Below are 15,211 nucleotides of genomic sequence, written 5' to 3' on the forward strand. Positions count from 1 at the left end.
TCTATTTAAGGTGATCTTTTAAAAAAGAATTCAATTCTGGTAAAATCATTTTTGGAGTTAATTTCAAATACAATTCCCTCGGATTTTTTTCAATTTCTTTATTTTGCTCATACGACAATTCCGAAATAGAATTGGGTAAAAAATCCAATAAATGAACCGATTTATGGAATTTTCCATCTTCAAAACTACTCCAGTCATCTTTATTTATATAAGGTGAGAATAAGGTAAAGGTCGCCTTGCTTAATGCTTTAGCAATGTGAACAGTTCCGCCTTCATTAGATACCAAAACAGTACATTGATTCATTAATACAGCAAAATCTCGAATATTTGGCGCATAAATATCTAAAATTATATTTGCTTTATTTTGACATAAATTATAAATTTTATCAGCTTCATTTTTTTGATTTGGCGCATAATTAAAAAGTAAATAGCAATCGAAAGTGCTTGCAATATGATCAACAATTTCCGCTACATACTCATAAGGCATTGACTTTTGAGGGGTACTTCCTAATATACCGAGCATAATTATTTGTTTGTCTATGTATTTTTCAGGAACACGAAATTGTTTCTCCAATTCGGTGAGGAAAACCTTTGGTTCGTAGTTAATATTTTCAAAAGTATCCACTTGTTGCAATAAATGAATTCGATCTTCAATTGCTTTTCCGCAAATTTGAGTTTTAGTTTCTAAGATCTCAACTGGATGTGTATAGTAACCTAAGTTACCAATTTTCTTACGGCTTTTGTGTCCAACGGTTTGTTTTGCGCCACTAAATTTGCAAATTAAACGGCTTTGTAATTTAGAATACGGATCAAAAATAATATCATATTTTTCAAGACGAATTTGTGATATCATTTTAATCAAATTACCAAATTTCTTCAACTCTTTTTCATTGATAGAAATTATTTTATCAATGTTGGGGTTGTTTTGTATCACTCCAAGAGTATAGTCGTATGCCATTAAATGGACTTCACTATTTGGGTATTTTACTTTATAATTATTAGCTATAACCGAACTTATGAGCACATCGCCAATTCGTTTGTTTTGTATGATTAAAATTTTCTTCATAAAAGTAATTCTTGGTGCAAAGTACTATTTTTTATACTTTTAACCCAAATAAAATAGAAACATTGTGCGAATTACCATACATCCAAAATATAAAGATCAAGAAGAAGCTATTCTTCAGTTAGTTAAAACTTTTTATGGAGAAGGTAATTTGGTTATGAAAGGTACGCGCAATAGTATAAAAACAAATTTTCTAGGATCGAAAAAAATAAGTATTAAATTTTTTCAGAAACCTGGTATTATTAAATCGTTTATTTATTCTTTTTTGAGAAGTACCAAAGCTAAACGATCGTTTGATAATGCCAATTATTTATTGGGTCATTCTATACTAACACCATTTCCTGTTGCTTTTATTGAAGAACGAAGCCCTTTAGGATTTCTAAGAGAGAGTTTCTATATCTGCCACCAATTAGAATATGATTTTACGATTCGGGAGTTAATTCACGATCCGTTTTTTCCAGAGCGAAAGGAAATTTTAGAGCAATTCACGGAATTTACTTTTAAAATTCACGAAGCAAATGTCAATTTTCTAGACCATTCTCCCGGAAATACTTTGATTGTGAAAAAAGGTAACAGCAAATATGATTTTTTTCTAGTGGATTTAAATCGCATGAAATTTGAAAATTTATCTATAGAACAACGAATGGATAATTTCAAAAAAATGTGGTTGTCTAAAGGCATGGTTCAAATTATTGCTAAAAAATATGCGCAATTAATTGATGAAACCGAAGATAAATTGTTATCCATATTAATAGAAAAATCCCAACAATTCAAAAGAAAAACCGCTCGTAAAAAATATTTAAAAAGTAGAATCGGGAAATAATTTATATTTTTTTAGTAAACTTACTTAGTCCCCATATCAAACTATCATCCTTTTTAATAGTAACATGGCTTTCTAAGTTTAATTTTTCTTTAAATTTTTCGATTAAATCTTCGCGTACCCCAAAAATCGAGATAATAATAAAACCACCTTCGTTTAAATAAATAGAATATCTAACTAATTCATTTAAAGGATCGTCTAAATAATAAATTACTTCATTAAAAATAATTACATCAAATTTAGTTTGTGGAATAAATTTTTGAATGTTGTAAGAAAGAAAATCACTATTTAAATAGTTTCTTTTTTTTGCTTTTGATATTACGTAATTACTTAAATCAATACCAAGATAATTAGAGTAGTCTTCTTTCTTAAAATAATTTAAAAGTGTCCCATAGCCACAACCCAAATCTAAAATAGTATATTTTGTATCATTTACATTTATCAGTTTGTATATAGATTCGTATCTAATATTTTCAGTTTCCATAAATTTCCATTTTCCCTGAAAATATTTCAAATTCCAAGAAAATTTCTTTTTAATCCAAAGAATGGTGTTCTTCATAGGTGTTTCTTTTTAAACAGCTACATCATATTCTCTTAAAGCATCATTAAGCGAAGTCTTTAAGTCGGTGGATGGTTTGCGTTGCCCAATAATTAAAGCACAAGGAACTTGAAATTCTCCTGCTTCAAATTTTTTGGTATAACTTCCAGGAATTACAACTGAACGAGCCGGTACATAACCTTTATATTCTTTAGGTTCACTTCCGGTAACATCTATGATTTTTGTTGACGAAGTAAGACAAACATTTGCTCCAAGTACCGCTTCTTTTTCAATACGAACTCCTTCTACAACAATGCATCTCGATCCAATAAAAGCACCGTCCTCAATAATTACGGGAGCTGCTTGTAAAGGTTCTAATACACCACCAATTCCAACACCACCCGAAAGGTGTACATTTTTTCCAATTTGAGCACAACTTCCTACCGTTGCCCAGGTATCCACCATTGTTCCTTCGTCTACATAGGCACCAATATTGACATAACTCGGCATTAATATTACTCCTTTTGAAATATACGCGCCATAACGTGCCACGGCAGGTGGTACAACACGAATTCCTTTTTCGGCATAGCCTGTTTTCAATAGCATTTTATCATGATATTCAAAAATGCCAACTTCATGCGTTTCCATTTTTTGAATCGGGAAATACATGACCACGGCTTTTTTAACCCATTCGTTAACTTGCCATCCGTTGTTTGTTGGTTCGGCCACACGCAAAGTGCCATTATCTAAAGCATAAATAACTTCTTTTATAGCATTTATAGTAGTTTCTTCTTTAAGTAATTCTCGGTTTTCCCAAGCTTTTTCTATGGTAGGTTGTAAATGAGTCATTGCTAATATTTTTCACAAAGATAAAAACAAGTTCTGTTATTTCTTATCTTTACAAAAAAATAATATGCCAAGAATTTTAGCAATAGATTACGGAATAAAAAGAACCGGAATTGCCGTTACCGACGAGATGCAAATCATAGCTTCGGGATTGACAACGATTCCATCCGAAACCGCTATTGCATTTTTAAAAGACTATTTTGCTAAAGAAAAAGTAGCTAAAGTTTTAATTGGTGAACCCAAACAAATGAATGGCTTACCGTCTGAAAGTACTGAGATTATTGAGAAGTTTGTATCTAAGTTTAAAAGTGAATTTCCAGATATGCCTTTAGAGCGTTCAGATGAACGTTTTACATCCAAAATGGCGTTTCAAACGATGATTGATAGCGGTTTGAAAAAAAAGCAAAGACAAAACAAAGCATTAGTTGATGAAATTGCTGCAACCATCATGTTACAAGATTATCTTTTGAAACAATAAACAAATACATCTGTTTTTGTTACTTTTGCACTTTCATTTTTATAAATTAATTTAACTAATACCCTAAAATGATTCTACCAATATATGGTTATGGAGAACCTGTTTTAAGAAAAGTTGGAGTAGATATTTCGGCTGATTATCCTAATTTAAAGGAAATTATTCAAAATATGTATGAAACGATGTACAATGCCTATGGAGTCGGATTAGCGGCACCACAAGTGGGAATGGCTATTCGATTATTTGTCATTGACACCGAACCTTTTTGCGACAGTGAAAACATTTCTAATGAAGAACAAGAACAATTAAGATTGTTTAAACAAACTTTTATTAATGCTAAAATCATAAAAGAAGAGGGTGAAGAATGGGGTTTTAATGAAGGATGTTTGAGTATTCCTGATGTACGTGAAGATGTATACCGTAAAGAAAAAATTACTATTGAGTATTTTGATGAAAATTTCAATAAAAAAACCGAAGTTTATGATGGTTTGATCGCTCGTGTGATTCAGCATGAGTACGATCATATAGAGGGAATTCTATTTACAGATAAGATTGCAATGTTGAAGAAAACCTTAATTAAGAAGAAGTTACAAAACATTATGGATGGTAAAGCACGACCAGATTATCGCATGAAATTTTGTAATAAAAAAGGAAGATAAATTTTTCAAATTTTGTGATTGCAATTGCTATTGTAATTGAACTTTTATAATATATTTGCCACCTATTAAAATAATTTTTAGAAAATGAATGTTGATAAAATATTAGCCATTTCTGGTAAACCAGGATTATTTGAATTAAAAATACAAACACGTTCAGGATTCGTTGCTGAATCGATGATTGACGGAAAAAGAATTACTGTTGGCATGCGCAGTAATGTGAGTTTGTTGTCAGAAATTTCTATGTATACACACACTCAGGAAAAACCATTAGTTGAAATTTTGCGAGCAATTGCAATTAAAGAAAACGAAGGCCCTGCTATTTCTCACAAAGAAGATAACGCTAAATTATTAGCTTATTTTAAGCAAATCGTTCCCGATTATGATGAGGAAAGAGTATATCCATCAGATATTAAAAAGGTTTTAAACTGGTACAATATGCTACAAGCAAAAGGTTTAGTTTCTAAAGAAGAACCAAAAATTGAAAATGCAGAATCAGTGAAAGAACAAGTGGTGAAAGAAGTAGCCAAAGAAAAAGAAGCTAAAACTGAAGCCAAAGCGAAAAAGAAACCAGCTAAAAAGGACTAATTTCAATTCGGAATATATAATTTAATCCTGTTAAGATAATTCTTGACAGGATTTCTTATTTTTACACAAATCAATATTATGAATACACGACAACAGCAACTGGACGCCTTTTCGAGATTACTTGATATCATGAACGATTTGAGAGAAAAATGTCCTTGGGATAAAAAACAAACTCTTGAAAGTTTGAGGCATTTGACGATTGAAGAAACTTATGAATTGGGAGATGCAATTTTAAATAATGATCTTCAAGAAGTCAAAAAAGAGTTGGGTGATTTGTTGTTGCATATTGTTTTTTATTCTAAAATTGGAAGCGAAACCAACGATTTTGATATTGCTGATGTGTGTAACGAAATTTGTGAAAAATTAATTTTTAGACATCCCCATATTTATGGAGATGTAGTGGTGGCAGATGAAGAAGAAGTAAAGCAAAATTGGGAGAAACTCAAACTTAAGGAAGGAAAAAAATCGGTATTGGAGGGTGTTCCCAAAGGTTTGCCGGCCTTAGTTAAAGCTAGCAGAATCCAAGATAAAGTAAAAGGAGTGGGGTTTGATTGGGAAGAACCACACCAAGTATGGGACAAAGTTCAAGAAGAACTACAGGAATTGCAAGAGGAAGTGACTTCAGGTAATAGAGATGCCATAGAATCTGAATTTGGGGATGTGTTGTTTTCTTTAATTAATTATGCCCGATTTTTAAAAATCAATCCCGAAGATGCACTAGAACGTACCAATAAAAAATTCATCAAGCGTTTTCAATACCTTGAAGGTAAAGCATCCGAAATGGGAAAACCACTATCGGATATGACATTAGCAGAAATGGATGTTTTTTGGGAAGAAGCAAAGAAAATATAATTGCAATGCATTAAAATGTATATTTGAAATAATTAAATCAACTATTTTGGAAGTAAAACACGAATTAAAACGCTCTTTAGGCCTTATAGATGCTACAAGTTTAGTAGCTGGATCAATGATTGGATCGGGTATATTTTTGGTAACTGCAGCAATGGCTCGAGATGTTGGTTCGGCAGCTTGGATCTTAATTATTTGGTTGGTAACAGGTTTGTTAACCATGTCGGCTGCATTGAGTTACGGTGAATTAGCAGGAATGATGCCAAACGCTGGGGGACAATATGTATACATTCAGCGAGCTTACGGAAAATTGATTTCTTTCCTTTACGGATGGACGGTATTTACGGTAATTCAAACGGGAGTAATTGCTGCAGTTGCAGTTGCATTCGCCAATTATACCGCTGTTTTTTTTCCTGCTTTAGAAAATGAAATTTTTAGAATAGGAGATAATTTTACATTTACAAATAAGCAAATACTTGCTATGTTTAGTATTGGATTGCTGACCTATATTAATACCAAAGGAGTAAAAAACGGAAAAATAATTCAGTTGGTTTTTACTTCTGCAAAGTTAATCGCTCTTTTTGCTTTAATTATTTTCGGATTATATGTTGGTTTTCATACCGATACCTTTGCAACTAATTTCACAAACATGTGGGATGCCAGTAAAACCGTTTTAAATGATAACGGCACACTCACCATTACAAAATTATCGGGAGTTGCATTGTTAGGTGCAATGGGAGCTACCATAATCAATTCGTTATTTTCTAGTGATGCCTGGAATAATGTGACATTTATTGCAGGTGAAATTAAAGATCCCAAAAAGAATATCCCTCGAAGTTTATTTTTAGGAACGCTAATCGTAACCGTTATTTATATTTTGGCCAATGTTGCTTACTTGGCATTATTGCCTTTACATGGTTCACCCGACGGTTCGATTACGCAACACGGAATTATGTTTGCAAGTCAAGATCGAGTAGGAGCGGCAGCGGCCAGTGTAATTATGGGGAATATTGGAGTTTTCGTTATGGCCGGATTAATTATGGTTTCTACTTTTGGATGCAATAGTGGGTTAATTTTATCAGGTGGAAGGTTGTTTTATGCAATGGCCAAAGACGCTTTGTTTTTTAAACAGGCCGGAGAATTAAATGCGCATGATGTGCCCGCAAAAGCTTTATGGTTTCAATGTGCTTGGGCTTGTATATTATGTGTGTCAGGTAGGTATAGTGATTTACTTACTTATTCGACCTTTGCCTCTTTATTATTTTACATACTAACTATCGGGGGTTTATTTATACTTCGAAAAAAAGAACCCAATACAGATAGACCCTATAAAGCATTTGGATATCCTGTAATTCCAATTCTTTACATTGTAATTACAGCGGCAATATGTTTTACTCTATTGATTTACGATACTAGAAATACAGGTCTTGGATTGTTTATAGTTGCCATAGGAATTCCGGTTTACTATTTATTTCTTAATAATAAAAAGTAATTTAAGTGTAAATGTTTCTTTATTATTCTTGAAACAAAAGCCTATTTTTGCAAAAAAATAAATACACTTGTGAATTACCTTTCAGTAGAAAATATATCGAAATCCTTTGGCGAACGAACTTTGTTCAAAGACATTTCATTTGGAATAAATAAAGACCAAAAAATTGCATTCATCGCTAAGAATGGTTCAGGGAAAACCTGCATTATGAAAATTATTAATGGTGAAGACGAACCCGATTCTGGACAAGTGGTAATTCGTAAGGAAATTAAAATGGCCTTTTTGTCTCAGGTGCCCCAATTGCAAGATGAATTAACAGTTGAGGAGAGCATCTTTGCAAGTGATAATGAAATTCTTCATGTGATTGAACGCTACGAAAAAGCACTTGAAAACCCAGAAGATACCGAAGCTTATGAAAAAGCATTTGACGATATGGATCGTTTTAATGCTTGGGATTTTGAAACCCAATTCAAACAAATTTTATTCAAATTGAAATTGGAAGATTTCAAATTGAAGGTAAAAAATATGTCGGGTGGTCAGAAAAAACGCCTTTCACTAGCCATAATATTAATCAATCGCCCTGATTTATTGATTTTAGATGAACCTACCAATCACCTTGATTTAGAGATGATTGAATGGTTAGAAAGTTATTTTGCCAAAGAAAACATTACGTTGTTTATGGTTACGCACGATCGTTTCTTTTTAGAGCGTGTTTGTAATGAAATCATCGAATTAGAAAACGGAAAATTATACAGTTATAAAGGCAATTATTCCTATTACTTAGAGAAGAAAGAAGAACGAATTGCCTCTGAAAATGCAAGTATCGAAAAGGCCCAAAACCTTTTTGTAAAAGAATTGGCTTGGATGCGAAGGCAACCAAAAGCGAGAACTACCAAATCGAAATCGCGTCAAGATGATTTTTACAAAATCAAAGCAGTTGCCGAAAGTCGAAGAAAAGAAAATGTTGTAGAACTCGAAATAAACATGGAACGACTTGGAAGCAAGATTATTGAGTTGCATAAAATTTCGAAAAAGTTTGGCGATAAAAAAATATTAGAAAATTTCAGTTTTGATTTTCAGCGTGGTGCTCGAATTGGAATTATTGGTAAAAACGGAACGGGAAAATCGACATTCCTAAATTTACTTACGCAAACCATTCCAACCGATTCAGGTAAGGTAATAACGGGGGATACTATTAAAATTGGATATTATACACAAAGCGGAATCAACCCAAAACCCGGTCAACGTGTAATTGATATTATTAAAGAATACGGAGAATATATTCCGTTGATGAAAGGGAAATTAATTTCGGCTTCGCAATTATTGGAACGCTTTCTTTTTGATAGCAAAAAGCAATACGATTTTGTTGAGAAATTGAGTGGGGGAGAGCTTAAACGGTTGTATTTATGTACGGTTTTAATTCAGAATCCGAATTTCTTAATTCTTGATGAGCCTACCAATGATTTAGATATTGTAACCTTAAATGTATTAGAAAGTTTCTTGTTGGATTATCCAGGTTGCTTGCTTGTGGTTTCTCACGACAGGTATTTTATGGATAAAATTGTAGATGATTTATTCGTTTTTAGGGGGGATGGAATTGTAGAAAACTTCCCAGGAAATTACTCCGATTTTAGAGCTTATGAAGATTCTGCTGATCCTATTAATAAAGACGATAATAAAGAAAAGACCAATTGGAAGACCAAAACTATTTCATCGGGATTGGATTTTAATGAACAAAAAGAATTCAATAAAATTGAGAAAGAAATTAAAGACTTAGAATTTCAAAAGAAACAAATTGAACAATTATTTTCGGATGGTAAAGTAGCAGATTCAGATATTGAAGCTAAAGCAAACGAATTGCAAAAAATAATTCAAACGCTTGAAAATAAAGAAGAACGCTGGTTTGAATTGAGTTCTAAAATGGAGTAATAATGGTTTTGTATTCAATTAAATCTTACCTTAAATTTCTTTGGAACTCCAAAAACCAACACGGAGTGCATTCGCCATTTGTATATAATTTGGTGACAAAATGCTTCTATGACAAAACAAATTACGAGGAATATTCAATTTTAAAATCAAATCATAAGTCTGCAAATTACCCTATTTCTTCAAAACAAGTTAATCTGTTATTTCGAGTTGTTCAATATTTACAACCAAAATCTTTATTAGAAATAGGAAGTTCATTAGAATCAGCTACTTCTGTTTTTTCATTAGGGCATAAAAATGCTATAATTTCATCTCAAAACTCAAGTTCGGAATTCTATGATCTTATTTATTTTGGAGGCAACTCTTCGAAAAAAGAAATTTTAGAGTATTTTGAAATGTTATTGCCTACAAGTATCAATAATACGATTTGGATAGTGAATGCTATTCATGGTAGTAAAGACATGGAAGAAGCCTGGGATATTATTAAAAATCACCCCAAAGTTACCGTTACAATCGATACTTTTTATTTAGGATTTGTTTTCTTTCGTAGTGAACAAAAGAAAGAACATTTTGTAATTAGAGCATAAAAATAATTTGCATTTTTTGTAACAAAAATCGAACTTGGATTACTTATCTTTACATTCGTTAAACTTCATTCATAAATCAAAATGGCAAATCCTTTAATTCAAATCACCAATATTAAACGTGATTTTCAACTCGGAAACGAAACCATTAATGTGCTTAAAGGTATTGATTTACAAATAAATAAAGGAGAGTATGTAGCTTTAATGGGGCCATCAGGTTCTGGAAAATCTACCCTTATGAACCTTTTAGGTTGCCTTGATACGCCAACATCAGGTACTTATATCCTAAACGGAAACGATGTTTCTCAAATGCACGACGACGATTTGGCCGAAATTAGAAATAAAGAAATCGGATTTGTATTCCAAACTTTCAATCTTTTGCCAAGAACTACCGCGTTAGATAATGTGGCATTACCAATGATTTATGCCGGATATTCTAAAACTGATAGAAATATTCGTGCTACCGAAGTGCTAAAACAAGTAGGACTTGACGATCGTATGGACCACCAACCCAACCAACTTTCGGGGGGACAACGCCAGCGAGTGGCTGTTGCCCGTGCCTTAGTTAATAAGCCTTCCATTATTCTTGCCGACGAACCAACCGGAAATTTAGATAGTAAAACTTCGGTAGAAATAATGAAGCTTTTTGGTGATATTCATGCTGCCGGAAACACAGTGATTTTAGTAACGCACGAAGAAGACATTGCCAAGTATGCACACCGAATTATCCGTTTGCGCGACGGAATGATTGAAAGTGACAATCTTAACAAAGGTCATTTATAGGAGCGAAACATTAAGCTTTATCTGTAATCCATTTTCCCGCCATTCGCAGTATCTCTGCGAGTATACTTGCTGCTGTCGGGGCTAAGAAGCCAACATTTTGCTTACTTGTTAACTTCAAAAAAACGCAGTATCTTAGCAACTTTCAACCTCAGATTCTTACTAATGAAAATATATACCAAATCCGGCGACACAGGCACCACATCATTATATGGAGGAACTCGTGTATCAAAGCACCACATTCGTATAGAAAGCTACGGAACCGTAGATGAATTAAACTCCCATATTGGTTTACTTCGCGATCAAGACATGAATCCTTCCTACAAAAAGGTGTTACTTGAAGTGCAAGACCGCTTGTTTACCGTAGGAGCCATTTTAGCAACCCCTCCCGAAGATGAAAAATTAAAAAACGGAGAAAAAAGATTGCAGAATTTGGGAATTTTAGAATCAGATATCGAATTTCTAGAAAAAGAAATAGATGCAATGGACGAATCTTTGCCGGCAATGACTAGTTTCGTGCTTCCTGGTGGACATACCATTGTGTCATATTGTCACATTGCTCGATGTGTTTGTCGTAGAGCAGAGCGTTTGGCAGTATATCTTAATGACATTGAACCTACCGAAGAACTAGTTATTAAGTACCTTAACCGACTTTCTGACTATCTTTTTGTGTTGGCACGAAAATTGACTTTAGACTTAAACGCAGAGGAAATGCCTTGGATTCCTAGGAAATAGTTTGCAGTGTTCAGCAATATTTAAATTGTTATTACTGAATACAAAAGAGAAAAAAAACACGTTCTTAAATTTAATTTGAAAATAAATCATTTTTTACTTGACTTTTTCAGTTAAAAAATTATTTTTGCATAAATTATAAAATCGAAAGCAGATGTATTGGACATTAGAATTAGCATCTTATTTAAGTGATGCGCCATGGCCAGCAACCAAAGATGAACTTATTGACTACGCTATTAGAGCCGGAGCTCCTTTAGAAGTAGTTGAAAACCTACAATCTATTGAAGACGAAGGTGAAATATATGAATCAATGGAAGAAATTTGGCCAGATTATCCTACAGACGAAGATTATCTTTGGAATGAGGATGAATATTAAAAAAAAATAATTAATACCACAGAAAAAAAGTCTCCTTTGGGGCTTTTTTTTGTTAATAATAACTTTCCTTTTTGTTTTTTTTTTTGAAGAGGAAAACCAAAATATAAATAAACCAATTATGAGTTTCATAAATAGTATTCTTAAAGTATTTGTAGGGGATAAATCTCAAAAAGATGTAAAAGCTACTCAACCTTATATTGCCAAAGTAAAAGCATTAGAGTCTGCGCTTATGGCTTTGTCTCATGATGAATTGCGTGCTAAAACAGCCGAGTTCAAAGCGAAGATAAAACAAGCTCGTTCAAAACAAGATGCTGAAATAGAAGCAAAAAAATTGGAAGCCGAAAACACTTCCGATATTGATCTAAGAGAAGATATCTATAATGCAATTGATGCTTTAGAAAAAGAAGCCTACGAAATTTCAGAAAAAGTATTGATGGATATTCTTCCAGAAGCTTTTGCTGTGGTTAAAGAAACAGCAAGAAGATTTAAAGAAAACTCAACAATTACAGTAACTGCTACTGAAAAAGATAGAGAATTATCTGCATCCAAACCCTACATTACTTTAGTTGGGGATCAAGCCAATTGGGCAAACCAATGGAATGCAGCCGGTAAAGAAATCACTTGGGACATGATTCACTATGATGTGCAGTTAATAGGTGGTATTGTATTGCACGAAGGAAAAATTGCAGAGATGCAGACAGGAGAGGGGAAAACATTGGTAGCAACATTACCTTTATATTTAAATGCCTTGACAGGAAACGGAGTACATTTGGTAACCGTGAATGATTACCTAGCAAAGCGTGATAGCACTTGGAAAGCACCTTTATTTGAATTCCACGGATTAATGGTTGATTGTATTGATAACCACTCGCCAAATACTGCTGAAAGAAGAAAAGCTTACGAAGCCGATATCACTTACGGAACCAACAATGAGTTTGGTTTTGATTATCTAAGAGATAATATGGCGCACTCTCCAGAGGATTTAGTACAAAGAAAACACAATTATGCAATTGTCGATGAGGTCGATTCGGTATTGATTGATGATGCAAGAACGCCATTGATTATTTCTGGTCCGGTGCCTGACGGAGACCGTCATGAGTTTAACGAATTGAAGCCTAAAGTTGAAAATCTTTACAACTTACAACGCCAATTGGCAAATGGTTTTTTATCGGAAGCTAGAAAATTAATCAAAGAAGGAAATGCAAAAGACGGAGGGTTTCAATTATTACGTGCCTACCGTTCTTTACCAAAAAACAAAGCACTTATTAAATTTTTAAGTGAAGACGGAATCAAGCAATTGTTGCAAAAAACCGAAAACGAATACATCAGCGACAACAATAGAAAGATGCCGCTTGTTGATGAAGCTTTGTATTTTGTAATTGAAGAAAAAAACAACCAAGTTGAGTTAACCGATAACGGAATTCAATTTTTGTCTAAAGATACCGATGAAACATTCTTCGTTCTTCCAGATATTGGAACTGAAATTGCCAACATCGAAAAACAAAATTTAGATAAAGATGCCGAGTTGGAAGCTAAAGAAAAATTGTTTCAAGATTTCGGAATTAAATCGGAACGTATTCATACCCTTACGCAATTATTAAAAGCATATACTCTTTTTGAAAAAGATGTGGAATATGTAATCATGGATAACAAAATCATGATTGTTGATGAGCAAACAGGTCGTATCATGGATGGTCGTCGTTATTCAGATGGATTGCACCAAGCAATTGAGGCGAAAGAGCAAGTAACTATTGAAGCGGCAACCCAAACATTTGCAACAATTACCTTACAAAATTATTTCCGTATGTACAGCAAATTGGCTGGTATGACCGGAACTGCGGTTACAGAGGCAGGAGAACTTTGGGAAATATATAAATTAGATGTTGTTGAAATTCCTACTAATAGAGGTATTTCTCGTCAGGATAAAGAAGATTTAATTTACCGTTCAGTTCGTGAAAAATTCAATGCGGTTATTGAAGATGTAACTCAACTTTCAGCTTCAGGAAGACCCGTATTAATTGGAACAACATCAGTAGAAATCTCTGAATTATTAAGCCGAATGTTGAAAATGCGTGGTGTAGCACACAATGTATTGAATGCAAAAATGCATAAAAAAGAAGCCGATATCGTTGCGGAAGCAGGGAAACCAGGAGTGGTAACTATTGCAACCAATATGGCAGGTCGTGGAACCGATATTAAGTTAACTCCCGAAGTGAAAGCAGCCGGAGGTTTAGCAATTATTGGTACAGAGCGTCACGATTCACGTCGTGTAGACCGTCAGTTGCGAGGTCGTGCAGGTCGTCAAGGTGATCCTGGAAGTTCACAGTTCTATGTTTCTTTGGAAGATAACTTGATGCGTCTTTTTGGTTCAGAAAGAGTTGCCAAAGTGATGGATAGAATGGGATTGAAAGAAGGTGAAGTAATTCAGCATTCTATGATGACCAAATCAATTGAGAGAGCTCAGAAAAAAGTAGAAGAAAATAACTTTGGAACTCGTAAACGATTGTTAGAATATGACGACGTTATGAATGCACAAAGAGAAGTAGTTTACAAACGTCGCCGTCATGCATTGCATGGAGAACGATTGAAACTAGATATTGTAAACATGATGTATGATACTTGTGAGGTTATTGTAAATGACAACAAACCAAGCAATGATTTTAAAAATTTCGAATTTGAATTGATTCGTTATTTTGCCATTACCTCTCCATTTTCTTCAAATGATTTTGAAAAAATGTCTGAAATGGAATTGACCGGTAAATTATACAAAGCCGTAATGGAATTCTATACCGAAAAGACAGAACGAACAGCTAGAGAAGCACTTCCAATCATTACGGATGTTTATAAAAATCCGAATAATCAGTATGAGCGTATTGTGGTTCCGTTTACAGATGGAATTAAATCGTTGAATGTGGTTACCGATTTGAAGAAAGCATTTGATACTCAAGGGGCACAGCTAGTAGCTGATTATGAGAAAAATATCACTTTGGCTATTGTTGATGAGGCTTGGAAAAAGCACTTACGAAAAATGGATGAGTTGAAAACATCGGTGCAGCTTGCAGTTCACGAACAAAAAGATCCTTTGTTGATTTATAAATTAGAAGCCTTTAATTTGTTTAGAAACATGTTGGATGGTGTGAATAAAGAAGTAATTTCTTTCTTATTTAAAGGAGATTTGCCTCAGCAAAACAATACCATTCAAGAAGCTAAAGAAGTAAAACGTAAAGCGAATTACACCGAATCTAAAGATGAGGTTTTGAATTCGGATGAATTAGCAGAAAGAAATCACGAGGCGGGTCAAACGCAACAAAGACAAGTTACTGAAACTATTGTTCGCGATCAACCAAAAATTAATAGAAACGACAACGTGACAATCAAACATGTCATGAGTGGAAAAACGGAAACGATGAAATTCAAAAAAGCCGAAAGTATGTTAGCGAGTGGCGAATGGGTTTTAGTTTAGTTTATAAATAATAAAAAATCCCCAAC

The 15,211-nt window shown here is 33.6% G+C and carries 15 protein-coding genes; 12 read left to right on the forward strand and 3 right to left on the reverse strand.

Annotated features, from left to right (window positions below):
- Window position 1: 1 nt before the first annotated feature.
- A complete protein-coding gene (locus tag ABWO08_RS01815) occupies window positions 2-1,066 on the reverse strand; it encodes a glycosyltransferase family 9 protein (protein ID WP_353083343.1) in 1,065 nt (354 codons plus the stop codon).
- Window positions 1,067-1,130: 64 nt separating this feature from the next.
- Here ABWO08_RS01815 and ABWO08_RS01820 point away from each other — a divergent pair, with 64 nt between their 5' ends.
- Window positions 1,131-1,886, forward strand: coding sequence for a lipopolysaccharide kinase InaA family protein (locus tag ABWO08_RS01820; RefSeq protein ID WP_353083344.1), 756 nt, complete (start codon window positions 1,131-1,133; stop codon window positions 1,884-1,886).
- Between the two features lies 1 nt (window position 1,887).
- Here ABWO08_RS01820 and ABWO08_RS01825 read toward each other — a convergent pair whose 3' ends face one another.
- Together ABWO08_RS01825 and ABWO08_RS01830 are read right to left on the reverse strand one after the other, a co-directional pair.
- Window positions 1,888-2,442, reverse strand: a complete 555-nt coding sequence (locus tag ABWO08_RS01825) for a class I SAM-dependent methyltransferase (protein WP_353083345.1) — start codon at window positions 2,440-2,442, stop codon at window positions 1,888-1,890.
- A gap of 12 nt (window positions 2,443-2,454) precedes the next feature.
- The gene (locus ABWO08_RS01830; RefSeq protein WP_353083346.1) at window positions 2,455-3,270 is read right to left on the reverse strand and encodes a 2,3,4,5-tetrahydropyridine-2,6-dicarboxylate N-succinyltransferase; all 816 of its coding nucleotides are present in this window, start codon (window positions 3,268-3,270) and stop codon (window positions 2,455-2,457) included.
- 64 nt (window positions 3,271-3,334) lie between these two features.
- Between ABWO08_RS01830 and ruvX the strand changes: the two genes are divergently transcribed.
- The 11 genes from ruvX to secA all read left to right on the forward strand — a co-directional run bounded on the left by ruvX (window position 3,335) and on the right by secA (window position 15,185).
- Window positions 3,335-3,745, forward strand: a complete 411-nt coding sequence (gene ruvX, locus ABWO08_RS01835; protein ID WP_353083347.1) for a Holliday junction resolvase RuvX — start codon at window positions 3,335-3,337, stop codon at window positions 3,743-3,745.
- A gap of 68 nt (window positions 3,746-3,813) precedes the next feature.
- Window positions 3,814-4,401: a peptide deformylase gene (gene def, locus ABWO08_RS01840; protein ID WP_353083348.1), complete on the forward strand. Its 588-nt coding sequence runs from the start codon at window positions 3,814-3,816 to the stop codon at window positions 4,399-4,401.
- A gap of 84 nt (window positions 4,402-4,485) precedes the next feature.
- Entirely contained in the window at window positions 4,486-4,986 is a 501-nt protein-coding gene (locus ABWO08_RS01845) for a DUF5606 family protein (RefSeq protein WP_353083349.1), read from the forward strand.
- Between the two features lie 78 nt (window positions 4,987-5,064).
- The gene (mazG, locus tag ABWO08_RS01850) at window positions 5,065-5,838 is read left to right on the forward strand and encodes a nucleoside triphosphate pyrophosphohydrolase (RefSeq protein WP_353083350.1); all 774 of its coding nucleotides are present in this window, start codon (window positions 5,065-5,067) and stop codon (window positions 5,836-5,838) included.
- 43 nt (window positions 5,839-5,881) lie between these two features.
- Window positions 5,882-7,327, forward strand: a complete 1,446-nt coding sequence (locus ABWO08_RS01855; RefSeq protein ID WP_353083373.1) for an APC family permease — start codon at window positions 5,882-5,884, stop codon at window positions 7,325-7,327.
- 69 nt (window positions 7,328-7,396) lie between these two features.
- A complete protein-coding gene (locus ABWO08_RS01860; RefSeq protein ID WP_353083351.1) occupies window positions 7,397-9,253 on the forward strand; it encodes an ABC-F family ATP-binding cassette domain-containing protein in 1,857 nt (618 codons plus the stop codon).
- A 2-nt stretch (window positions 9,254-9,255) separates the two neighbouring features.
- On the forward strand, window positions 9,256-9,837 hold the full coding sequence (locus tag ABWO08_RS01865) for a class I SAM-dependent methyltransferase (protein WP_353083352.1): 582 nt from the start codon (window positions 9,256-9,258) through the stop codon (window positions 9,835-9,837).
- A gap of 81 nt (window positions 9,838-9,918) precedes the next feature.
- Window positions 9,919-10,617, forward strand: a complete 699-nt coding sequence (locus tag ABWO08_RS01870; RefSeq protein WP_353083353.1) for an ABC transporter ATP-binding protein — start codon at window positions 9,919-9,921, stop codon at window positions 10,615-10,617.
- Window positions 10,618-10,779: 162 nt separating this feature from the next.
- Window positions 10,780-11,349, forward strand: a complete 570-nt coding sequence (locus ABWO08_RS01875; protein ID WP_353083354.1) for a cob(I)yrinic acid a,c-diamide adenosyltransferase — start codon at window positions 10,780-10,782, stop codon at window positions 11,347-11,349.
- Between the two features lie 151 nt (window positions 11,350-11,500).
- The gene (locus tag ABWO08_RS01880) at window positions 11,501-11,722 is read left to right on the forward strand and encodes a DUF2795 domain-containing protein (protein ID WP_022828503.1); all 222 of its coding nucleotides are present in this window, start codon (window positions 11,501-11,503) and stop codon (window positions 11,720-11,722) included.
- Between the two features lie 118 nt (window positions 11,723-11,840).
- Window positions 11,841-15,185, forward strand: a complete 3,345-nt coding sequence (gene secA, locus ABWO08_RS01885; protein WP_353083355.1) for a preprotein translocase subunit SecA — start codon at window positions 11,841-11,843, stop codon at window positions 15,183-15,185.
- Window positions 15,186-15,211 lie beyond the last annotated feature (26 nt).

It is taken from the genome of Flavobacterium sp. (genome assembly GCF_040383245.1).
Taxonomy (GTDB): Bacteria; Bacteroidota; Bacteroidia; order Flavobacteriales; family Flavobacteriaceae; genus Flavobacterium.